The organism is Staphylococcus sp. HMSC062H10 (assembly GCF_001836945.1).
GTDB lineage: Bacteria > Bacillota > Bacilli > Staphylococcales > Staphylococcaceae > Staphylococcus > Staphylococcus aureus.
On sequence record NZ_KV830953.1, the window covers coordinates 27,055 to 50,351 of the forward strand.

General features: G+C 34.4%; 19 protein-coding genes and 1 pseudogene. 7 read left to right on the plus strand and 13 right to left on the minus strand.

The genetic code is table 11. The features are described from left to right. Positions 1-299: 299 nt before the first annotated feature. The 4 genes from HMPREF2658_RS01440 to HMPREF2658_RS01455 all read right to left on the minus strand — a co-directional run bounded on the left by HMPREF2658_RS01440 (position 300) and on the right by HMPREF2658_RS01455 (position 4,249). A complete protein-coding gene (locus HMPREF2658_RS01440) occupies positions 300-2,039 on the minus strand; it encodes a pyruvate oxidase (RefSeq protein ID WP_001062662.1) in 1,740 nt (579 codons plus the stop codon). Between the two features lie 39 nt (positions 2,040-2,078). Continuing rightward, positions 2,079-2,768: an LrgB family protein gene (locus HMPREF2658_RS01445; protein ID WP_001001018.1), complete on the minus strand. Its 690-nt coding sequence runs from the start codon at positions 2,766-2,768 to the stop codon at positions 2,079-2,081. Continuing rightward, positions 2,761-3,156 (minus strand): holin-like murein hydrolase modulator CidA, encoded by a 396-nt coding sequence (gene cidA, locus HMPREF2658_RS01450; protein ID WP_000549735.1) that lies wholly within the window; start codon positions 3,154-3,156, stop codon positions 2,761-2,763. The genes HMPREF2658_RS01445 and cidA overlap by 8 nt, the downstream gene beginning before the upstream one ends. Positions 3,157-3,370: 214 nt before the next feature. Next, entirely contained in the window at positions 3,371-4,249 is an 879-nt protein-coding gene (locus tag HMPREF2658_RS01455) for a cidABC operon transcriptional activator CidR (RefSeq protein WP_000351761.1), read from the minus strand. 166 nt (positions 4,250-4,415) lie between these two features. On the opposite strand from HMPREF2658_RS01455, the gene HMPREF2658_RS01460 reads away from it, so the two are divergent. Together HMPREF2658_RS01460 and HMPREF2658_RS01465 are read left to right on the plus strand one after the other, a co-directional pair. Further along, complete coding sequence (locus tag HMPREF2658_RS01460; RefSeq protein WP_000011687.1) at positions 4,416-4,634, plus strand: sterile alpha motif-like domain-containing protein; 219 nt, start codon at positions 4,416-4,418, stop codon at positions 4,632-4,634. A gap of 387 nt (positions 4,635-5,021) precedes the next feature. Continuing rightward, positions 5,022-5,453 (plus strand): CHAP domain-containing protein, encoded by a 432-nt coding sequence (locus tag HMPREF2658_RS01465; protein WP_000875614.1) that lies wholly within the window; start codon positions 5,022-5,024, stop codon positions 5,451-5,453. A 139-nt stretch (positions 5,454-5,592) separates the two neighbouring features. On the opposite strand, the gene HMPREF2658_RS01470 is transcribed toward HMPREF2658_RS01465, so the two are convergent. After that, on the minus strand, positions 5,593-6,873 hold the full coding sequence (locus tag HMPREF2658_RS01470) for a hydroxymethylglutaryl-CoA reductase, degradative (protein WP_001191002.1): 1,281 nt from the start codon (positions 6,871-6,873) through the stop codon (positions 5,593-5,595). A 254-nt stretch (positions 6,874-7,127) separates the two neighbouring features. Between HMPREF2658_RS01470 and HMPREF2658_RS01475 the strand changes: the two genes are divergently transcribed. Then, positions 7,128-8,294: a hydroxymethylglutaryl-CoA synthase gene (locus tag HMPREF2658_RS01475; RefSeq protein WP_000151984.1), complete on the plus strand. Its 1,167-nt coding sequence runs from the start codon at positions 7,128-7,130 to the stop codon at positions 8,292-8,294. Positions 8,295-8,464: 170 nt separating this feature from the next. On the opposite strand, the gene HMPREF2658_RS01480 is transcribed toward HMPREF2658_RS01475, so the two are convergent. Further along, positions 8,465-8,986, minus strand: a complete 522-nt coding sequence (locus tag HMPREF2658_RS01480; protein WP_000262599.1) for a methylated-DNA--[protein]-cysteine S-methyltransferase — start codon at positions 8,984-8,986, stop codon at positions 8,465-8,467. A 362-nt stretch (positions 8,987-9,348) separates the two neighbouring features. Here HMPREF2658_RS01480 and clpL point away from each other — a divergent pair, with 362 nt between their 5' ends. Continuing rightward, entirely contained in the window at positions 9,349-11,457 is a 2,109-nt protein-coding gene (gene clpL, locus HMPREF2658_RS01485) for an ATP-dependent Clp protease ATP-binding subunit ClpL (RefSeq protein ID WP_001063338.1), read from the plus strand. A gap of 66 nt (positions 11,458-11,523) precedes the next feature. On the opposite strand, the gene HMPREF2658_RS01490 is transcribed toward clpL, so the two are convergent. The 4 genes from HMPREF2658_RS01490 to farE all read right to left on the minus strand — a co-directional run bounded on the left by HMPREF2658_RS01490 (position 11,524) and on the right by farE (position 16,645). Then, positions 11,524-11,694: a FeoB-associated Cys-rich membrane protein gene (locus tag HMPREF2658_RS01490; protein ID WP_000111116.1), complete on the minus strand. Its 171-nt coding sequence runs from the start codon at positions 11,692-11,694 to the stop codon at positions 11,524-11,526. 12 nt (positions 11,695-11,706) lie between these two features. Continuing rightward, positions 11,707-13,701, minus strand: a complete 1,995-nt coding sequence (gene feoB, locus HMPREF2658_RS01495) for a ferrous iron transport protein B (RefSeq protein WP_000432903.1) — start codon at positions 13,699-13,701, stop codon at positions 11,707-11,709. Positions 13,702-13,712: 11 nt separating this feature from the next. Beyond that, entirely contained in the window at positions 13,713-13,940 is a 228-nt protein-coding gene (locus tag HMPREF2658_RS01500; RefSeq protein WP_000932073.1) for a FeoA family protein, read from the minus strand. Between the two features lie 215 nt (positions 13,941-14,155). Next, positions 14,156-16,645, minus strand: a complete 2,490-nt coding sequence (gene farE / locus HMPREF2658_RS01505; protein ID WP_001051449.1) for a fatty acid efflux MMPL transporter FarE — start codon at positions 16,643-16,645, stop codon at positions 14,156-14,158. Positions 16,646-16,789: 144 nt separating this feature from the next. On the opposite strand from farE, the gene farR reads away from it, so the two are divergent. Beyond that, a complete protein-coding gene (gene farR / locus HMPREF2658_RS01510; protein WP_000665230.1) occupies positions 16,790-17,338 on the plus strand; it encodes a fatty acid efflux pump transcriptional regulator FarR in 549 nt (182 codons plus the stop codon). Positions 17,339-17,414: 76 nt separating this feature from the next. Here the strand turns inward: farR and HMPREF2658_RS01515 are convergent, their stop codons facing one another. The 3 genes and pseudogenes from HMPREF2658_RS01515 to HMPREF2658_RS01525 form a co-directional block, all read right to left on the minus strand. Further along, positions 17,415-17,582, minus strand: coding sequence for a hypothetical protein (locus HMPREF2658_RS01515; protein WP_001796738.1), 168 nt, complete (start codon positions 17,580-17,582; stop codon positions 17,415-17,417). 111 nt (positions 17,583-17,693) lie between these two features. Further along, positions 17,694-19,237 (minus strand): annotated as a pseudogene (pruA, locus tag HMPREF2658_RS01520) (L-glutamate gamma-semialdehyde dehydrogenase). Positions 19,238-19,427: 190 nt separating this feature from the next. Beyond that, positions 19,428-20,027: a sugar O-acetyltransferase gene (locus tag HMPREF2658_RS01525; RefSeq protein WP_000136484.1), complete on the minus strand. Its 600-nt coding sequence runs from the start codon at positions 20,025-20,027 to the stop codon at positions 19,428-19,430. Positions 20,028-20,267: 240 nt separating this feature from the next. Between HMPREF2658_RS01525 and cwrA the strand changes: the two genes are divergently transcribed. Further along, positions 20,268-20,459, plus strand: a complete 192-nt coding sequence (cwrA, locus tag HMPREF2658_RS01530) for a cell wall inhibition responsive protein CwrA (protein WP_001221404.1) — start codon at positions 20,268-20,270, stop codon at positions 20,457-20,459. A 239-nt stretch (positions 20,460-20,698) separates the two neighbouring features. Then, positions 20,699-23,107 (plus strand): heavy metal translocating P-type ATPase, encoded by a 2,409-nt coding sequence (locus tag HMPREF2658_RS01535; protein ID WP_054194520.1) that lies wholly within the window; start codon positions 20,699-20,701, stop codon positions 23,105-23,107. Positions 23,108-23,297: the final 190 nt, after the last annotated feature.

The following is a 23,297-nucleotide window of genomic DNA, read 5'->3' on the forward strand; positions in this document are numbered from 1 at the left end:
ATAAACATCCCCTATCTCAATTTCCGCTTCCATGTACAAAAAAGCAGGCATGAACAAACAAGACTATTCTCATAGTACGGTTGTTTGCTCATGCCTGCATTACCAGTAACACGCAAGTGATATGTAATTCATAGTTATTATACATATTTGTAAAAGCGTTTTCAACAACTTTTTCACAATTTTATCATCAATTCAGTACAATCATTTGTGATAAATAAACAAAACGGCAATTCCCATTTTGTTGAAATAGAAATTACCGTTTTTATAGTTCAATTCAATTGTGATAACCTTTCAATCAGTTATAAGAAACGTTTTGCTGCAACTGAAATAGGTGGAATTTGATCTAAATCTAAATGTTTATCTTCAGTAATAGATCTAAATGCCCATTTACCATAACCAAGCGCTTCTTCATTTACAATTTTACCTGGTAATGGCGCAGCATTAGGATCAACATAAACATCTACAATTGTTGGTACATCTTGTGCTAGTGCCTCTTCTACAATAGCATCTACTTCGCTAGCACTTTTAATTGTATAACCTTTACCACCTGCTGCTTCAGCAAATTTGGCATGATCCATATCAGAGAAATCAACCGCATATTCTAATTCACCAGCAGCTTGTTGTTCATATTTAATAAACGCTAATTGCTTATTATTTAAAACAAACACTGTTAAAGGTAAATCATATTGTACAGCTGTTGCAAAGTCCTGCATCACCATTTGGAATGCACCGTCACCAGCAATTGCGATGGCTTGTCTATTTGGATATGCAATTTTTGATGCCATTGCACCTGGAAGACCGCAACCCATTGTACCTAACCAACTTGAAATGATGAACTTGTTATTTACACCAAGGTTTAAGTATCGAGTTGACCAAACTGTTGCTGTACCTACATCTGCTGAAATCACTGCATCATCTTTAATAAATTTATTGATTGATGCCATTAATCGTTCTGGACGTAATGGTTTACTATTATTATTTTTATCTTGTTCCATCCATTTATCCCAAACCGCTTTACGTTCTAACGTTTTGTTTAAGAATGGTCTTTCAGCAACATGTTTAATATTTTCAGTTAACTGATGCAACGCAATTTTACTATCTCCAACAATTCCCACATTAATATTGAAACGATGTCCGATATTTTTAGGATTTGTGTCAATTTGAATGGCTTTAATATTTTTCTTAGGTAAGTAATCCACATATGGATAGTTTGTACCAACCATAATTAATAAATCCGCTTCCTGCATTGTTTGATAAGATGTTTTGGTACCGATTTTACCTAAGTTACCGATACTATATGGATGATCATCCGGCAAGATTGTTTTAGCTGGTAATGAATGAATGACAGGAATTTTAGCCATTTCAATAAATTCACGTAGCTCATCTTTCGCATGTTTCGCACCTACACCAATTAACATGACAGGCTTTTTACTTTTATTAATTAATTTAACCGCTTTTTTGATGTCTTTATATTTTGGTGATACTACTGTTGGTCTTGATGTATCTACTGGTTTATTCGTTGTATCTTTAATTTTTTCAGTTAATAAGTCGTTAGGACAAATAACAACAGCTACACCTTTTTGTTCATATGCCGTACGAATTGCTTCGTTAACGATTTCAAACACATTGTCACCTTTTTCAATTTGGTGATTATAAACGGCTACATCTTCACATAATTTTTGTAAATTTGTTTCTTGGAATGCTTTCGTTCCAAGTGCTGTACTATTCGTTTGTCCAGATAATATTAATTGCGGTACATTATCCATTTTGGCATCGTACATACCATTTAATAAATGAATTAAACCAGGGCCACCGATACTTAATGCCACACCGATTTTACCAGTTAATTTTGTGTAACCAGCAGCCGCTAAGCTTGCTACTTCTTCATGACGTACATGATAAAATTTAAATTGATCTCTCACTGTACGTAAACTATCGACCACTGCGTCGATTGAATCACCTGGAATACCATATAAGTGATCTATATCCCATGCTTGTAATGCTTTAACTAATGCTTCATTTGCTTTTATTTTTGCCATTATTACTAATAGCCTCCCTTTCTTAGTGTCTTTTTCTAATTAATAGAACAGTATGATTAGAACAGGTATTAACACCGAACTAATAACTGCAGTTAAAATCATCCCAATTGAACTAAATGCACCAGATTCAATATCCATCTCCAGTGCTTTAGCTGTGCCAAATGCATGTGACGCATTCCCATACGTTAAACCTTTGGCGATAGAAGATTCAAATCTTCCAAATCGTAATAACATCGAACCTAAAATACTACCTATTAAACCCGTTGTGATAATAAAAAGTACGGTCATCGTATCTGTGCCACCAAGTTCATGTGACACTTCTATACCAACAGCGGCTGTTATAGATCGGGGCAATAATGTTACAATGACGTCTTTAGAATAGCCAAATGCTTTAAGTGTTAAGAACACTAACATAAAATTTAGCATGACGCCAGTTAATACACTTGCAAAAATGATAGAGACATTATCTTTAATTTTCTCTCTATTTTTATAAAGTGGGTACGCTAAACATACGACCGTTGCGTTTAAAATATGGTTGATCCAACTGCCACCTTTCATATACCCATTATAACTAATTCCAAAGATAAGTAAGACAAAAATAATTCCTAAAGATGCAATTAATGCTGGATTCAAAAACGGATTCGGATATTTTTGTTGTAATCTTTTAGCGAAATAATATAAAACGACAGTCAATAAAATCATTAACAAGGCTTGCACGTAATCATTCATAAGCATCTATACCTTTACGTTGCTTATGTTTAACAGACATTTTTTCAGCAATATAACCTGAAGATAATGCAACGATACATGTTCCTATGATAATGACTGCGAAAAAGAGTATATAATTTAGCGTAATTTCGGACGCAACATCCATAATACCTACAACTGATGGTATGAAGAAAAAGACCATCGTCTTTAATAAAAAGTTTGCACCGTCTTCTACCCAAGTGAGCGGTACAATCTTAAATTGTAATAGTAAATAAAATAAAAATAGACCAACAATACTGCCGGCTAAGGGAAGATGAAAAATCTTTTGAATTTCTGTGCCAATATAAGTAATCACAATGATGATTCCTAGTTGTAGTAGTAGTTTGATTATTAATTGGACTTTGTGCATGGCGCCATCCCTTTCTAAATATGTCTAAATTGTTACAATAACTATTATAAAGATGACACACACAATATAAAAATACTCTTTTTTTATGCTTTGTATTACTTTTTTCTATGGAAACGCTCTCTAAATTTCACTTCTTTTTCATAATAAAAAGCACTCATTATTTCAATGATCCAAGTAATGAGGAACCTCAAATAATGAGTGCTTTATTAATATGTTAGCCTAAACGATCTTTCAAAAATTCTATCCATTTCGTTGTGGCATGACTTAATTGTTTATCCTTCTTCCAAACAACACCTAATTCCCAATGTACATGCGCATCTTCAATACGTAATAGTTTCACGTCTCCATTTAGTTGCTCTGAAATTGATGTTGGTAAAATACTAATACCTAATTCATTCGTAACTAAATCTTCTATAACATGCCATTGTGAAATTTGCGCTACAGTATTCGGAACAAAGCCAACGTTTTTAGCATTTTCAATAATTTTATCATTCAAGTAAAAGTCTTTATTAAATAAAATGAAGTCTTCACCTGCTAAATCTTCGAGTTTAACAGTTTCATATTTTGCGAGTCGATGCTCTCTGCTCACGATAAGTCGCAAATCTTCCTTATCTAGGGTAGTATAATCGAAAATATGATGATCGACTGGCAAAGTGGTCACGCCTATATCTACTTCATCATTGATAATTTGCTGCTCAATCGTTTTTCCGCCATTTTCTATTAAATTATATGTAACATTTGGATATTGTTGATGGAATGCACCAAGAATATTGATAAGAATCTTCATATTCATGACTGCCGACATGCCCATGTTTATATGCCCTGTTTCCAGTCCATTCAAGCGTTCCATTTCAGATGGTAAATAATCATACAGTGCAACAATTTCTTTACTTTTCTCATAAAAAATTTGACCTGCATCGGTAAGTATTAAATGTCTTTTACTTCTATCAAATAAGGGCGTGCCCATTTCATTTTCAATATCTTTAATTGCTTTACTAATTGTAGGTTGTGCAATATATAATGATTTGGAAGCATTAGTCATGCCTCCTTGCTTTACGACTTCAATAAAATATTTCATATGTTTGATATCCACTAACATCATCCTAACTATTTCAACACGTTTATTTCATTATACACAACTTCTTAAACATTCAATAAATTTAGATTTATAAAATTGCTTTATAAAAAGTTTTATGTAAAATACACATTCTTTTATGGTATTATATTAATGGCTCAAGTTTGTTATTCGAGGTGAGGTATTGAGCTTTTACGAATTTATGCAAAGTTTTCTTGGTGATGACACACCATTAGGTGAATTGGTTGATTGGATTAATCAAGATAGCAATTTCCCTAGAGAAGTGAAGAGCCATAGTGAAATATTGTCATATTTTCGAACAAATCCATGTCCTGAAAGCATCTCAGTACCTGTAATTAAACGGGCACTATCAGTTTTCAACCAATTCACAAATGTACAATGATACATGAATACATGGAGTCACATCATCTCATGTTAGCGCTCTGATTGCAGGGCGCTGTTTTTAATGTTATCGCTTCATTTATATGTTGTGATTGCTATTTTCTTTCAGTTATAGAACCACGTACCTTTTCTTTTAAATCATTTTATATTTTCCCACTAATATCCGCTGTTAATCAATCCTGACATCCTTGTATCACTATGACAATTAATTGTTATATACATGAATTTCTATATTTTATGAAAAAATCCATTTTTATTACAATTTAACACTTTATATGACAGCTTCATTACAGTTACTTTTATTGTTGATTGCTTGCATTGTTTTCTAAAAAAATTTTGCTATCATAAATAACGTTGAATAAAGAAAAAATTAACTTGGGAGATAAAAATGAAATATAAAAAGATACTTTTTCGTTTACTAATTGCCTTTGCAGTCCTTTTCTCAGCAGATTTCACTTATCAATCCGTCGAACAAACGCATCAATCGCATGCCGCAGTTAATTATTACAGTAAAAACCAATGTACATGGTGGGCATTTAAACGTCGCGCACAAGTCGGCAAACCTGTTTCTAATAGATGGGGTAATGCTAAAAATTGGTATTACAATGCACGTAAATCAAAATATGCGACTGGTCGTACACCAAGAAAATTTGCTGTCATGCAATCAACTGCAGGATATTATGGACATGTCGCAGTTGTTGAACAAGTATATAAAAACGGTAGTATTAAAGTTTCAGAATACAACTTTTATCGCCCATTAAAATACAATACACGTGTACTAAGCAAAAAGGCAGCACGTAACTTTAACTATATTTACTAATCAAAAAACTTCTATCACGAACGCTTCAATTTCCTGTATGCGTATGATAGAAGTTTTTTATTTTTTGTTCATATTAATTTATTTAAGCGCTATGATGGACTGACTTAAACTTTTCTTTAAAATCGCTATTCGCATTTGATTATTGTTGACTTCTTAAATCTTGTAAAATGCGTTCAGCTGCTTGTGTATTTGCACGGGGTTCTTGCTTCAATGCTTCAGCTACTTGCGCAATTTCATCACCTTTTGCACCTACAACAATAGCTAAAGATTTATATTGTAAGCTCATATGACCTTGCTGGATACCTTCGGAAACGAGCGCGCGACATGCTGCAAAGTTTTGCGCTAAACCAACGGCAGCAACTACATGACCTAATTCTTGTGCTGTATCTACATTTAGCAATTCTAAAGAAGCTTTAGCAATTGGTAATACTTTTGTACCACCGCCAACGATTGCCAATGTCATAGGCACTTCTATTGTACCAATTAAACGTTGACGTTCTTGATCGTATCTCCATGTTGCAATACCACGATATTGACCATCTTTACTTGCGTATGCATGCGCACTTGCTTCTGCACCACGCGTATCATTTCCTGTTGCTAAAACAACGGCATGTATGCCATTCATAACACCTTTATTATGTGTTGCAGCACGATGAATATCAACTTGTGCCAATACAGAAGCACGTTCCATTCGTTTGGCAACCTCTTCCCCAGTTCTCTCGCCCCTTGCTAAATCTTTAACATCAATTTCGCCTTGAACTTTAACAACGGACGCTGTTGCATGATTGGATAAAATACTCATTAAAATGTCGCTTTGCGGAAATTCATTTTTTAAAAATGCAGTTATGGCCTCTAAAATCGTATTAAGCATATTAGCGCCCATAGCATCTTTCGTATCAACAAATACTTTTAAAGATAGTAACTGTTGCTCAGGAAATGTATCAATAGCTATACGTTGGTAACCACCACCACGCGCTTTAATAGAAGGATATGCCTCATCCGCAATTTTATGAATTTGCTTTTCTAAAGCTTTAATGTCTGCTGATAATTTTTCAGTATCGTCAACGCCATCAAAGACGATTTGACCTATCATAATACGTTCAGAAGATACCGTTTTAAATCCGCCAGTCTGATTCACTAGCTTTGCACCATAACTAGCTGCAGCGACAACTGAAGGCTCTTCCACCATCATAGGTACAACATATGCCTTATCGTCCACAATGATATTCGGTAATAATCCAACGGGTAATGCACCTTGCGCGATGACATTTTCAATTAAACTATTTGCTACTTCCTCATCAATTAATGGATGATTCAATAAAATGTTGAATTGCTCTTCTGATAACCATTGCTTATCTACCAATTGTTGTAACTTTTGTTGACGAGATAAATGTCGGAAATTTTTATCTAAACTTTGCATGGACATACTCCTTTTACTTCACATAATTTTTTAACATTTCAATCACTACTATTTTTACCATAAAATAACGTTATTCGTCTTAAAATTCAATTGAATAATTATTGTTTTAACTATAAAATAAAGCAAGGTAAATTAAAACGCTTACAAGAAACGTCAAATCATTTTTAAATTTAGTGTATTTCTTTGTATAAGATTAGCATATTCTGATATGATACAAGTGTTGCTTTTATAAATTTGAAAGGATGTAAAACCTTATGACAATAGGTATCGACAAAATAAACTTTTACGTTCCAAAGTACTATGTAGACATGGCTAAATTAGCAGAAGCACGCCAAGTAGACCCAAACAAATTTTTAATTGGAATTGGTCAAACTGAAATGGCTGTTAGTCCTGTAAATCAAGACATCGTTTCAATGGGCGCTAACGCTGCTAAGGACATTATAACAGACGAAGATAAAAAGAAAATTGGTATGGTAATTGTGGCAACTGAATCAGCAGTTGATGCTGCTAAAGCAGCCGCTGTTCAAATTCACAACTTATTAGGTATTCAACCTTTTGCACGTTGCTTTGAAATGAAAGAAGCTTGTTATGCTGCAACACCAGCAATTCAATTAGCTAAAGATTATTTAGCAACTAGACCGAATGAAAAAGTATTAGTTATTGCTACAGATACAGCACGTTATGGATTGAATTCAGGCGGCGAGCCAACACAAGGTGCTGGCGCAGTTGCGATGGTTATTGCACATAATCCAAGCATTTTGGCATTAAATGAAGATGCTGTTGCTTACACTGAAGACGTTTATGATTTCTGGCGTCCAACTGGACATAAATATCCATTAGTTGATGGTGCATTATCTAAAGATGCTTATATCCGCTCATTCCAACAAAGCTGGAATGAATACGCAAAACGTCAAGGTAAGTCGCTAGCTGACTTCGCATCACTATGCTTCCATGTTCCATTTACAAAAATGGGTAAAAAGGCATTAGAGTCAATCATTGATAACGCTGATGAAACAACTCAAGAGCGTTTACGTTCAGGATATGAAGATGCTGTAGATTATAACCGTTATGTCGGTAATATTTATACTGGATCATTATATTTAAGCCTAATATCATTACTTGAAAATCGTGATTTACAAGCTGGTGAAACAATCGGTTTATTCAGTTATGGCTCAGGTTCAGTTGGTGAATTTTATAGTGCGACATTAGTTGAAGGCTACAAAGATCATTTAGATCAGGCTGCGCACAAAACATTATTAAATAACCGTACTGAAGTATCTGTTGATGCATATGAAACATTCTTCAAACGTTTTGATGACGTAGACTTTGACGAACAACAAGATGCTGTTCATGAAGATCGTCATATTTTCTACTTATCAAATATTGAAAATAACGTTCGCGAATATCACAGACCAGAGTAATCTGTGTATTTGAAAGACATTTAAATATAACCTAAAAACAGCAGTAAGACAGCTTTTCATTGAAATCGTCTTACTGCTGTTTTCTATTTATAATGCTTCGTCTTGAATGAATTCATTATGCCTATTTGACACAGCATTGAAGTTTTCCTAATGCCTGGATCATTTATAATTTACGGCTTCGTGCTATGTTTTGGTACATAAAGCTTTGACATATCGATATTCTCCAACTCTAACAGCTTAATTTTATTATTAATCGTTCCACCGAATCCTGTTAAGCTACCCGTTTTACCGACAACACGATGACATGGCACGATAATAGATAATGGATTACTTCCGACTGCACCTCCAACCGCTTGGGCTGACATTTTTGGCTTATCAAGCACCTTGCCTACTTTTTTGGCAATAGCACCATACGTTGTTAACGTCCCATAAGGAATCTGTCTTAATTCATTCCAAACACACTGTTGAAAATGACTACCTGTTGGCTTTAAAGGTATTGTGATTTCAGGATTGTCACCTTTAAAATACGCGTCTAACCACTGTGTCGCCTCTTTAAATATCGCTAAAGACGTATTTTCTTCCCTAGTACCATCATCTTGTTGATTTTCAAACAAAACAGCGGTCAGACTTACCCCATCACTCACAAGTTCCAATCGTCCTACAGGCGAATCATAGTAACTTTTATATACCATAAACACACACTCCTTTTGCATCATCATACTATTCATTTAACTTTATGAAAATGATTAACACTTTATGCTTTTTCAAGATCAACTATTCACTTCCAAATCAAAATTCACATAGACTACCAACACAATATACCATTTCTTAATTAACTATGTATCAACACATACGTTTCTTAACCATTGATTAATATTTACTTTTAAATTCTTACTTACTTCAAAAATTACACAAAAAGTTCATAAAGTGCCTACAATGCGCCGTTTTTAAAACTACAATGGTGGAAAAATAGAATTGCCATTGTTTATAGTTTGCATATAGTTTCAATGTATTTTCTTTTACTTATTAGTTTAAAAATTTAGAGGTGATGTTTATGAATAACAATTTTTTCAATAGTGATTTCGATTCTATTTTACGAAGAATGATGCAAGACATGCAAAACTCAAATCAGACTAGTAACAAGAAATACTATATTAATGGTAAAGAAGTTTCACCGGAAGAATTATCACAATTTACGCAACAAGATGATAATCATTCTGCCGAACAAAGTGCGCAAGCTTTTCAACAAGCAGCACTAAGACAACAAGGTCAACAAAGTGGCAATGGCAATTATTTAGAACAAATTGGTCGTAACTTAACGCAAGAGGCTCGTGACAGATTATTAGATCCAGTCATCGGTCGTGATAAAGAAATCCAAGAAACTGCAGAAGTCTTAAGTAGACGCACTAAAAACAATCCTATCCTAGTCGGAGAAGCTGGAGTTGGTAAAACTGCGATTGTCGAAGGTTTAGCGCAAGCAATCGTTGAAGGGAATGTACCTGCAGCAATCAAAGATAAAGAAATTATATCTATAGATATTTCATCTCTTGAAGCTGGAACGCAATATCGTGGCGCCTTTGAAGAAAACATCCAAAAGTTAGTTGAAGGCGTTAAATCATCACAAAATGCTGTGCTCTTCTTTGACGAAATTCACCAAATCATCGGTTCCGGCGCAACAGGAAGTGATTCCGGTAGTAAAGGGTTATCTGATATTTTAAAACCAGCATTAAGTCGTGGTGAAATTTCAATTATAGGTGCAACGACTCAAGATGAATATCGCAATAATATCATGAAAGACGCTGCATTAACACGTCGTTTTAACGAGGTACTGGTTAACGAACCAAGCGCAAAAGATACGGTTGAAATTTTAAAAGGAATTCGTGAAAAATTTGAAACACACCATCAAGTCAAATTACCTAATGACGTATTAAAGGCATGTGTAGACTTATCCATTCAATATATTCCACAACGCCTATTACCAGATAAAGCAATCGATGTGTTAGATATTACAGCAGCACATTTATCTGCGCAAAGTCCAGCTGTCGATAAAGTTGAAACTGAAAAACGAATTTCTGAATTAGAAAATGATAAACGTAAAGCAGTAAGTGCTGAAGAATATAAAAAAGCTGACGACATTCAAAATGAAATCAAATCATTACAAGATAAATTAGAAAACAGTAATGGTGAACATACTGCTGTTGCTACAGTTCATGATATTTCAGATACTATTCAACGATTAACTGGTATTCCAGTTTCTCAAATGGATGATAACGATATTGAACGTTTAAAAAATATTTCTAATCGTTTAAGAAGTAAAATCATCGGTCAAGACCAAGCTGTAGAGATGGTTTCACGTGCAATTCGCCGTAATCGTGCTGGATTCGATGACGGCAACCGTCCAATTGGTAGCTTCCTATTTGTCGGTCCTACTGGTGTTGGTAAAACAGAGCTTGCCAAACAGTTAGCCATTGATTTATTTGGTAATAAAGAGGCACTGATTCGACTTGATATGAGTGAATATAGTGATACTACTGCTGTTTCTAAAATGATTGGTACAACTGCTGGTTATGTCGGTTATGACGATAATTCAAATACATTAACTGAAAAAGTACGACGCAATCCATATTCAGTCATTCTATTTGATGAAATTGAAAAGGCTAATCCACAAATATTAACATTATTACTTCAAGTGATGGATGATGGTAATTTAACAGATGGTCAAGGTAACGTCATCAACTTTAAAAACACAATCGTTATTTGTACGTCAAACGCTGGTTTTGGTAACGGTACAGACCAAGAATACGATGACATTATGCAAGAAATGAAAAAATTCTTCCGTCCTGAATTCCTTAACCGCTTCAATGGTATTGTGGAATTCTTACACCTAGATAAAGAATCACTTCAAGAAATCATTAATTTATTGTTGGATGATGTCCAAGTAACACTAGATAAAAAAGGTATTACGATGAATGTCTCTCAAGATGCAAAAGATTGGTTAATTGAAGAGGGATATGATGAAGAGTTAGGCGCACGCCCATTAAGACGTATTGTTGAACAACAAGTGCGTAACAAAATAACAGATTATTATTTAGATCATACAGACGTTAAACATGTGGATTTAGATATCGAAGACAATGAATTAGTCGTCAAAGGTAAATCATGATACTTTAACATATAGCGTATCAAAAAATGAGCATCAGGACGCCCTCGCCTGTGCTCATTTTTTAAATTATTTCCCAGGAAAATGATTCGCTGTGTGTTGTTCTGTTCCACAACAATCACGATCAATGTCACATGTACCACATTTTCCTTGTTTCGAACGTTTGAAAAATTTAACTAACGTATACAAGGCATATCCGAAAATCGCTAAAAAAATTAAAATATTAATAATGACTGACACTTTAACCACTCCTTAAACAAATAAATGTCCAACTTGATAAAAGATGAATGTTAAGACATATGCAATGACTAGAGGATAGGCAACTGCAAGTGCCGTCCATTTCCATGAATAAGTCTCTTTACGGATTGCTGCCACTGTAGAAACACAAGGAATATACAATAGTATAAATATCATAAATGCATACGCAGATAGCGGTGTGAATTGGTTTTGAATCACATTAACAAGGCCTGCATCACCTGATGAATAGATAATCGCCATCGAACTTACGATAACTTCTTTTGCTAAAAATCCTGGCACTAACGTAGCACCTGCTTGCCATGTTCCAAATCCGAGCGGTTGCACTAACATACCAAAGAAGCTACCAACTATATGTAAAAAACTTTGATTGATATTCACATTGATACCATGTGGTCCTACATAACTTAATAGCCAAATGACTACTGAGCCGCCAAAAATAAAAGTACCTGCTTTACGAACAAACCCCTTAGCCTTTTCCCAAGTACTACGCCACAACGTTTTAATGGAAGGGACACGGTATGTTGGCAATTCCACAATAAAGATTGCATTATCATTTTTTAAAACTGTCTTAGTAAGTACTGTACTGACTAAAAATGCCATAATAATACCTAAAACATACAAGCTTAATACTACTAAAGATTGATTCTCTTTGAAAAAGATACCTACGAACAATGCATACACTGGAAGTCTAGCAGAGCATGACATGAATGGTGCAATTAATATCGTTGTTAAACGCTCTTTTTCATTTTCAATACTGCGCGCAGCCATAATACTCGGTACGTTACAACCAAATCCGATAATCATCGGTATAAAAGACTTCCCGCTTAAACCGAAAGATTCCATAATACGATCCATTAAAACCGCAATACGTGCCATATAACCTGAATCTTCTAATAAAGATATAAAGAAAAAGAGCACAACAATTTGTGGTACAAAGACTAATACTGATCCTACACCAGCAATAATGCCATCTGTAATTAAATCTTGTAAAAATGGTATAACGCCAAGATAATTCATAATCGTCTTCACACTATCCGTAAATGTACCACCTATAAATGCATCGAGTTGATCCGACAAAGGTGTGCCAATCCATGTAAATGTAGTTTGAAAGATCAACCACATAATCGCTAGAAAAATAGGCATCCCTATATATTTATGTGTTAATATCTTGTCTATTCTAGAGCTGAAATATTGCTTATCTTCATCTGGATACGTTACCACGTCTTGCAATAACGTCTCAATATAATGATTGCGTATACGTTCCATCTCTCGACGAACAGATACAGCCTCTACTTGTTCAGCAACTTGATCCCGTAAACTCGACAATTTATTTACAACCTCTGAATTAAGTTCATTTGCAATTTGCATGTTATTTAGTAAGAATTGAATCGCAATAAATCTAGCTTGATATTTATCATGAGATGTCTCTGTCATTATTATTTGACACATATTTTTAATTGTCTCTTCAATCTTCTCACCATAATTGATTTTAAAATGCGGTTGATACCCTTCCCCTAGATGCTTTAATTCGCCAAGTAAATGTTTAGTTCCTTTGCCTGTACGTGCCACAACTGGAAAAATAGGTGTTTTTAACTTTTTCATCAATTTATGATAATCGATTTTTATCCCGCGCTTTGTAGCTACATCAATCATATTTAATCCGATGTATATTGGTTGATTAAGTTCTAACAATTGTACTGTTAATTGCATATTTCTTTTTAGTTGACTCGCATCAACAATGTTAATGATTCCTGAAAAAGAATCGTTTAATAAATAGTCTGTCACTACAGTTTCATCTTTAGAAATCGGCGATAAATCATATGTACCTGGTAAATCAATTAATTGTCCTACATTTTCTTTTAGCTTCCCTACTTTTTTCTCTACCGTTACGCCACTCCAGTTGCCTATATATTCATACGAACCAGTTAAAGCGTTAAACAAAGATGTTTTACCAACATTAGGATTTCCTAAAATACAATAATTTTCCATTCGTCCGGCTCCTATTCTTCTAATGCAATAGAACAAGCATCGCAATGTCTAATACTTAACTGTTGTCCGTTTACTTCAATAATACATGGCCCTTTAAATAAACATTTTTGTTTAATCGTTATGATAGCGTCATCTGTTAACCCAAAGGCACTTAGACGATACAACATATTCTCATTAGCAATATCCATTCGCTTTATTTTATAAGCCTTATTCATTTCACCATTTTTAATGTTTAACATACTATTTCGCTCTCCTAATAGAAATAATAATCATTATCACTTAAAAATCATAACCCTTAAAATTGTAGCTCGCAATACTTTATTTAAATAATTTTCATTTTTCATGTAAAATTTGTGACATTGCAAAAATGTTTTGTATAATATCTTCCATGCAAAAAACCTCCACTTTAAATGTCTATCAATGACATTTAAAGCGGAGGCATGTACATGTTATTTTATGATTTATTTCTTAAGTTTTTTTCTAACAATTGATTGAGCTTTTCAATATTTTTATTCAACTGTTCTATATTCGTGGCTTGTTGCTTTGAATTTAGTTGATGTTTGTTTTGATAATCCATTAAAGCATCATATAAGAACAATGAACTTGCTGATTGCTGTTTCACTTCTTGGTACAATGCCATCGTTTTATCATCTAGTACTATTGAACGTGCATCATCTTGTCCATGTACATCTTGATGTTTCGATACATTTGTTGCACCTTGTGGATATACTTTAAAGGTTGTGTCGTATGTTTCCTTACTATCTTTAGCTTCAGATTCCTGTGATTCAACCGTTTTATATTTTTCAAGTGCATGTCCTTCAATATCAACTCGTGGAATAATACGATTCAACCATGCTGGTAAATACCACGAACCTTTTCCAAACAATTTAGTTAATGCAGGAATTAACATCATTCTGACTACGAAGGCATCAAAGAGTACACCAAACGCTAATGCCATACCCATTGATTTAATCATGACATCTTCTTGGAATACAAACGCAAAGAAGACACTAAACATGATTAATGCAGCTGCTACAATAACAGGACCACTTTCTTTCAATCCTACTTTGATAGAATAATCATTATCCCCTGTTTTACTATATTCTTCATGAATTCGCGACATAAGGAAGACTTCGTAATCCATTGCTAAGCCGAATAGTATACCAATTGTAATAACCGGCAAGAAGGCTAGCATTGGTCCTGTCGTTTCTATACCGAATAATCCTTTCATAAAGCCATCTTGCATCACAAAGGTTGTAAAACCTAGTGTTGCCATTAATGACAAGACAAATCCTAAAACTGCTTTTAACGGTATTAGAATTGAACGGAAGACAATCATTAATAAGAAAAATGCCAATACAACAATTACTGTTGCAAATAAAGGTATCGCCTCATTTAACTTTTTAGACATATCAATATTAATGACACTTTGTCCTGAAATTTCCGTTTTAAATCCATAATTATCTTGCGCATCTTTATTATAATCTCGTAAATCATGTACTAAGTCATTTGTACTTTCTGCATTAGGTCCATGTTTAGGTATCACAACCATCAATGCATAATCATTATCTTTACTCATTTGTGGTGGCGTAACAATATCTACATTTTTCTTATCTTTAATATCTTTATATACAGACTGTAAATCTTGTTGTAATCCTTGTGGATCATCCTTTTTATCTTTCACATTTATCAACATCGGTATTTGGCCATTAAATCCTTCGCCAAATTTATCCGAGATAATATCGTAAGCTTTTTTCTGTGTAGAATCTGCTGGTTTAACACCGTCATCTGGAATGCCAAGACGCATATGACTAACTGGAATAGCCGCTGCAACTAATATAATTAAACCTAATAATACTGCTGCAAGTGCATTACCAGTAATAAATTTAGACCACGGCGTATCAATATCTTTTTTAAAATTAGACTGCAATTTGTTCACTTTAATGCGTTTATGGAAAATGCTAATTAACGCAGGTAATAAAGTCAGTGCACTGAATACAGCAAATATAACACTAATTGCCGAAGCAAACCCCATCACTGCTAAGAAATCTATACCAACTAGCGATAAACCGCATACAGCAATCACAACTGTCACACCAGCGAAGATGACTGCGCTACCTGCTGTTCCCACTGCAAGTCCGATACCTTTAACATAGTCTGTTTCAGTTTTCATTACTTGTCGATATCTAAACAAAATAAATAATGCATAATCGATACCAACAGCGAGCCCAATCATTACGGCTAATGTCAGTGTGACATTTGGTATATCAAATGCATAAGTTAACAAACTGATAATGCCTACACCAGAAGCTAAACCAATTAATGCACTTATAATTGGTAAACCTGCAGCAATAACTGAACCAAATGTGATTAATAACACAACAAAGGCAACAATAATACCAACTAATTCAGAATTACCACCTATATCTGTAGAGGTCATACCTGTTCCTGTTAATTCTGTCTGTACATTATGATTGTCACGTAAGTCTTTCAAATGACTTTTAACATTATCTCTAGAGTCATCTTTTAAAGATGTTTGACTAACGTCATATGTGATATCTGCAAATGCTGTTGTTTTATCTTTACTAATTTGCTTATTTTCATAAGGATCTGATATTTTATCAATGTGCTTGTCATCTTTTTTAATATCATCTAACGTTTTCTTAATATCTTTAGTAATACTCGGTTGTAGAATTCCATCATCTTTAGTCGTCTTAAAGACAACACGTATTTGTGCCTTTTCACTATCTTGATTAAAATGTTTTTCAATCTTTTTATTCGTATCTAACGACTCTAATCCTGTCATTTTAATATCATTGTCAAATTTCGGTGCATTTGTAGCAAGTGGTATCAATATTGCAGCTACAATCACTATCCATGCAATGACCGCGGACCATTTATGTTTTGCGATGAATGTCACCATCTTATATAAAAATTTTGCCAAAGTATATTGCCTCCTTTTAAAATCAACGTTATAGTTTAACTATACAGTGTAGATTATTGTTTGATTATAGTATCTATCCCCGACCTCTTAAAGAATCAATTGGAAAATTTTGTATATTAAACTACACACAAAGGAGAAATGTAGATGAAAGAGACTGATTTACGAGTTATAAAGACAAAAAAAGCATTGTCGAGTAGCTTGCTACAATTGTTAGAACAGCAATTATTCCAAACGATTACTGTCAATCAAATTTGCGACAACGCACTCGTACACCGCACAACATTTTATAAACATTTTTATGATAAATATGATCTTCTAGAGTATTTGTTCAATCAATTGACTAAAGACTATTTCGCCAGAGACATTGGCGATCGCCTTAACCATCCATTCCAAACGATGAGTGATACGATTAATAATAAAGAGGATTTGAGAGAAATCGCAGAATTCCAAGAAGAAGACGCTGAATTTAATAAAGTATTAAAAAATGTCTGCATTAAAATTATGCATAACGATATCAAAAATAATAGAGACCGTATCGATATTGACAGCGACATCCCAGATAATCTCATATTTTATATTTATGACTCGTTGATTGAAGGTTTTATACATTGGATAAAAGATGAAAAAATTGACTGGCCTGGCGAAGATATTGATAACATTTTCCATAGATTAATCAATATTAAGATTAAATAGTAAATTAGAGGCTCATAAGCGTTACCAACATTCATAATAAAAACGATAGTGTACACGTTAATGAATTCGTGTACTACTATCGTTTTTTATTTTTATCGTGCTTATCGCTATTAAAATAACTGATACACAACACATAAACTATGAAGAAAAAAATAAATCCGCTATCTAAATGACTTTGACTCAGTTGTTTAAATGACCAAATTGCTAATACAATTCCCATTATTATTGAAATAACGTATCTCACATTCTTATACCTATAAGCCTTTTCTAAAAATATGGTTGCTATTACTTAATTTTTAAAGTTATAAATAAAAAGAGCCAACCGCAATGGATGGCCCTTGTTCATTATGAAGTATTAGAACATTTCTGAAACAACCTTTTGTTCTAAGAAGTGTAATAAGTAGTCTGGGCTACCTGTTTTAGCGTCCGTACCTGACATTTTGAAACCACCAAATGGATGGTATCCAACAACTGCTGAAGTACAGCCTCTGTTAAGGTATAAATTACCTACATCAAATTCGTTTACCGCTTTAATCCAATGCTCGCGATTATTTGTAATCACTGCACCAGTTAAACCGTAATCTGTATCATTTGCAACCTCAATTGCTTCATCAAAATCGTTAACTTTCACAAAGCCAACAACTGGACCAAAAATTTCTTCTTGCATGATTCTATCTTTAGATTTAAGTCCTGAAATGATTGTTGGTTCTACAAAGTAACCTTTTGAATCATCAGTGCCGCCACCTTGTTCTAATTTACCTTCTTCTTTACCAATTTCAATATAATTTTTAATCTTATCAAATTGTTTTTTATTAATAACTGGGCCCATATACGTATTGTCTACAGTATTGCCCAACGTTAATTCTTTTGTTAGTTTGATTGACTTTTCTAATACTTCGTCATAAACGTCTTTATGCACAATTGCACGTGAACATGCTGAACATTTTTGACCAGAAAAACCAAATGCTGACGTTACAATAGCTTCTGCTGCCATATCTGTATCAATATTTTCATCAACTACAATGGCATCTTTACCACCCATTTCAGCGATAACACGTTTCAAGAAGTTTTGACCTTCTTGAACAACGGCACTACGTTCATAAATTCTAGTACCTGTCGCACGTGATCCTGTAAATGTAACAAAATGCGTATCTTTATGATCAACTAAGTAATCACCAATTTCTTTTGGATCACCAGGAACAAAGTTAACTACGCCTTTGGTAATCCTGCTTCTTCTAAAATTTCCATTAATTTATAAGCGATATAAGGTGTATCCTCAGCAGGTTTCAATAACACTGTATTACCTGCAACAACTGGTGCTAAAGTCGTACCAGCCATAATCGCAAACGGGAAGTTCCACGGTGGAATTGTAACACCTGTACCAATTGATTTATAGAAATATTTATTGTGTTCACCTTCACGATCAAGAACTGGCTTACCTTGAGCCAATTCCATCATTGAACGTGCATAGTATTCAATAAAATCAATACCTTCAGCTGCATCACCAACTGCTTCATCCCATGGCTTACCTGCTTCATAAACCATAATTGCTGCAATTTCCGCTTTTCGACGACGAATAATTGCCGAAACACGTAACATAAGCTCTGCACGATCATTTGCTGACCATGTTTTCCAAGATTTATAAGCTTCGTTTGCTACTTTAAATGCATCTTCAACATCTTGTTTTGTTGCCTTTGATGCATTTGCAATCACTTGTGATGTGTCTGCAGGATTGATTGATTTAATTTTGTCATCTTTGAAAATCTTCTCTCCATTAATCACTAATGGTATGTCTTGACCTAATTCTTTTTCCACGTCTTTCAATGCTTTCTTAAACATATCCACATTTTCTTGGACTGAAAAATCGTAACCAGGTTCATTTTTAAATTCTACTACCATGTACACTTACCCCCTATAAATTTTGAAAGTGGTTTAACCCTTTGATTTAATGATATAACATCATTTAAACTCATTTTACTATGAGCAAGGTCGCTTTTGCAATCGCTTTCATTTTTGTGTTTTATACCTTTCTTCTCAAGCATTTTGAAAATGATTAGTTACTTTTTAAAATTTAGAAGTGTCATGACAACTAATTTAGTGTTTCATCGTTCAATGCTTCTGATGGTACCTCATTATCAATTTTACGAACGACTTTACAAGGGTTTCCAACCGCTAAGCTGTGTGGCGGAATATCTTTAGTGACAACACTACCAGCACCAATCACACTACCTTCTCCAATCGTCACCCCTGGTAACACGGCTACATGACCGCCAAACCAAGTATTACTGCCAATATGAATGGGTCCGGCTTTTTCAAAACCTTCATTTCTATGATGAAAATTAAGTGGATGTGTTGCTGTGTAGAATCCACAATTAGGTCCTATAAAAACATTATCGCCAATTGTAATCTGTCCACCATCCATAAAATAACAATTGGTGTTTACATAGACATTTTTTCCTAGTTTAACGTTCCAACCATAATCTGTATCAAAAGGAATCGAAATACTTACATTGTCTGTTGTTGTTTGAAATAATTGATCGATTAATTCCTTTCTTTTATTTGTGTCACTCGGCTTTGTATGATTTAATTCAAAGCAAATATCTTTCGCTCGTGCACGTTCATTGATTAAGTCTTGATCAAAGTTTGCATCGTACCATTTTTCTGCTAACATTTTTTCTTTTTCAGTCATTAAACCTTTCAACTCCTAATATAACTTATTTACTTGTTTAAAAGTTAATCAAATAAACATTCGCCTATGCAACTAATACGCTATAACATTATGAAATCATGACCTTATCACCCTTATCCATACAATTCTCACATCAAATACTGCTAAAGTAGTAGATAAATTCAATACTACAGACGCATTCATTTTTTAATCTATTAACGTACAATGTGAGTAAGAGAAATATAAAGGAGTATGATAGCGATGAGAATATTAATTACAGGCACAGTTGCTATCTTAATCATTCTAGGTTTAGTTAAAACGATACAAGATTACGAAATGACAAACGACACGAGTCGTCAGTTGTCAGACAACAAAGATGATGATAAAGTCATCCATCTTAATAATTTTAAAAATTTACATGCGAAAGAATTTAACCCATCTGATTTCTTTTAAGTCACCCAAGAATTGCAAATCCAGAAGTCATTTAAGTTTTACCTTTCATTCATACATCCTTTAATATTAATTACGACTTCTTTTATATAGATGCTAAATAGTGAGATTGTTGTGCAATGTTTGCACGGCAATCTCTCTTTTTCTTTTTAAAATTGGTAAAAGTAAAACGCAACGATTGACTTATATACCTATAGGGGGTACATTAGACGTGTAACAATGAATCACAGGGAGGCAATAATGTGGCTAATACGAAAAAAACAACGTTAGATATCACTGGTATGACTTGTGCCGCATGTTCAAATCGTATCGAAAAGAAACTGAATAAACTTGATGACGTTAATGCCCAAGTGAATTTAACTACAGAGAAAGCAACTGTTGAGTATAACCCTGATCAACATGATGTCCAAGAATTTATTAATACGATTCAACATTTAGGTTACGGTGTCGCTGTAGAAACTGTCGAATTAGACATTACAGGCATGACTTGTGCTGCATGCTCAAGCCGTATTGAAAAAGTGTTAAATAAAATGGACGGCGTTCAAAATGCAACGGTCAATTTAACAACAGAGCAAGCTAAAGTTGACTATTATCCTGAAGAAACAGATGCTGATAAACTTGTCACTCGCATTCAAAAATTAGGTTATGACGCGTCTATTAAAGATAACAATAAAGATCAAACGTCACGCAAAGCTGAAGCGCTACAACATAAATTAATTAAGCTTATCATATCAGCAGTATTATCTTTACCGCTATTAATGTTAATGTTTGTGCATCTTTTCAATATGCATATACCAGCACTATTTACGAATCCATGGTTCCAATTTATTTTAGCTACACCTGTACAATTTATTATTGGATGGCAATTTTATGTAGGTGCTTATAAAAACTTAAGAAATGGTGGCGCCAATATGGATGTACTTGTTGCTGTTGGTACAAGTGCAGCATATTTTTACAGTATTTATGAAATGGTTCGTTGGCTAAATGGCTCAACAACGCAACCGCATTTATACTTTGAAACAAGCGCCGTACTAATTACCTTAATCTTATTCGGTAAGTATTTAGAAGCTAGAGCGAAGTCTCAAACAACTAATGCGCTTGGCGAATTATTAAGTTTACAAGCTAAAGAAGCACGCATTTTAAATGACGGTAATGAAGTGATGATTCCTCTAAATGAGGTACATGTTGGAGATACACTTATCGTTAAACCAGGTGAAAAGATACCTGTTGATGGCAAAATTATTAAAGGTATGACTGCCATCGACGAATCTATGTTAACAGGTGAATCTATCCCTGTTGAAAAGAATGTTGATGATACTGTAATTGGTTCAACAATGAACAAAAACGGTACTATTACTATGACAGCAACAAAAGTTGGCGGGGACACTGCGTTGGCAAATATTATTAAAGTTGTCGAAGAAGCTCAAAGTTCTAAAGCGCCGATTCAGCGATTGGCAGATATTATTTCTGGTTATTTCGTTCCTATCGTTGTTGGTATCGCACTATTAACATTTATCGTGTGGATTACTTTAGTTACACCAGGTACATTTGAACCTGCACTTGTTGCGAGTATTTCCGTTCTCGTCATTGCTTGTCCATGCGCATTGGGACTTGCTACACCAACATCTATTATGGTAGGTACCGGTCGTGCAGCTGAAAATGGTATTTTATTTAAAGGTGGCGAGTTTGTTGAACGCACACATCAAATTGATACCATCGTTTTAGATAAGACGGGTACCATTACAAATGGTCGTCCAGTCGTGACAGATTATCATGGTGACGATCAAACGCTACAACTGCTTGCTACTGCTGAAAAAGATTCTGAACACCCATTGGCAGAAGCCATTGTCAATTATGCAAAAGAAAAGCAATTAACATTAACTGAGACGACAACATTTAAAGCAGTACCTGGTCATGGAATTGAAGCAACGATTGATCATCACCATATATTGGTTGGTAACCGTAAATTAATGGCTGACAATGATATTAGCTTGCCTAAGCATATTTCTGATGATTTAACACATTATGAACGAGATGGTAAAACTGCTATGCTCATTGCTGTTAATTATTCATTAACTGGTATCATCGCAGTGGCAGATACTGTAAAAGATCATGCCAAAGATGCTATAAAACAATTGCATGATATGGGTATTGAAGTTGCCATGTTAACTGGCGATAATAAAAACACTGCTCAAGCCATTGCAAAACAAGTAGGCATAGATACTGTTATTGCAGATATTTTACCAGAAGAAAAAGCTGCACAAATTGCGAAACTACAGCAACAAGGTAAGAAGGTTGCGATGGTTGGTGACGGTGTAAATGATGCACCTGCATTAGTTAAAGCTGATATCGGTATCGCCATTGGTACAGGTACAGAAGTTGCGATTGAAGCAGCTGATATTACTATTCTTGGTGGCGACTTGATGCTTATTCCTAAAGCCATTTATGCAAGTAAAGCAACCATTCGTAATATTCGTCAAAATCTATTTTGGGCATTCGGCTATAATATTGCCGGTATCCCTATAGCTGCATTGGGCTTACTTGCGCCATGGGTTGCTGGTGCTGTAATGGCACTAAGTTCAGTAAGTGTTGTAACAAACGCACTTAGATTGAAAAAGATGCGATTAGAACCACGCCGTAAAGATGCCTAGATTCCTTAATAATGAAGGATTCGTTGGTGATCCTGAGGTAGGCTAGTGATTAGCTCTATAATGTCGCGGTTTACAGTTGGTCTTCGCTCCAACTGCATATATAGTTACACTTTTCGCTTGGCGAATTAGTGTATCTTGGGAGTGGGACAGAAATGATATTTTCGTAAAATTTATTTCGTCGTCCCACCCC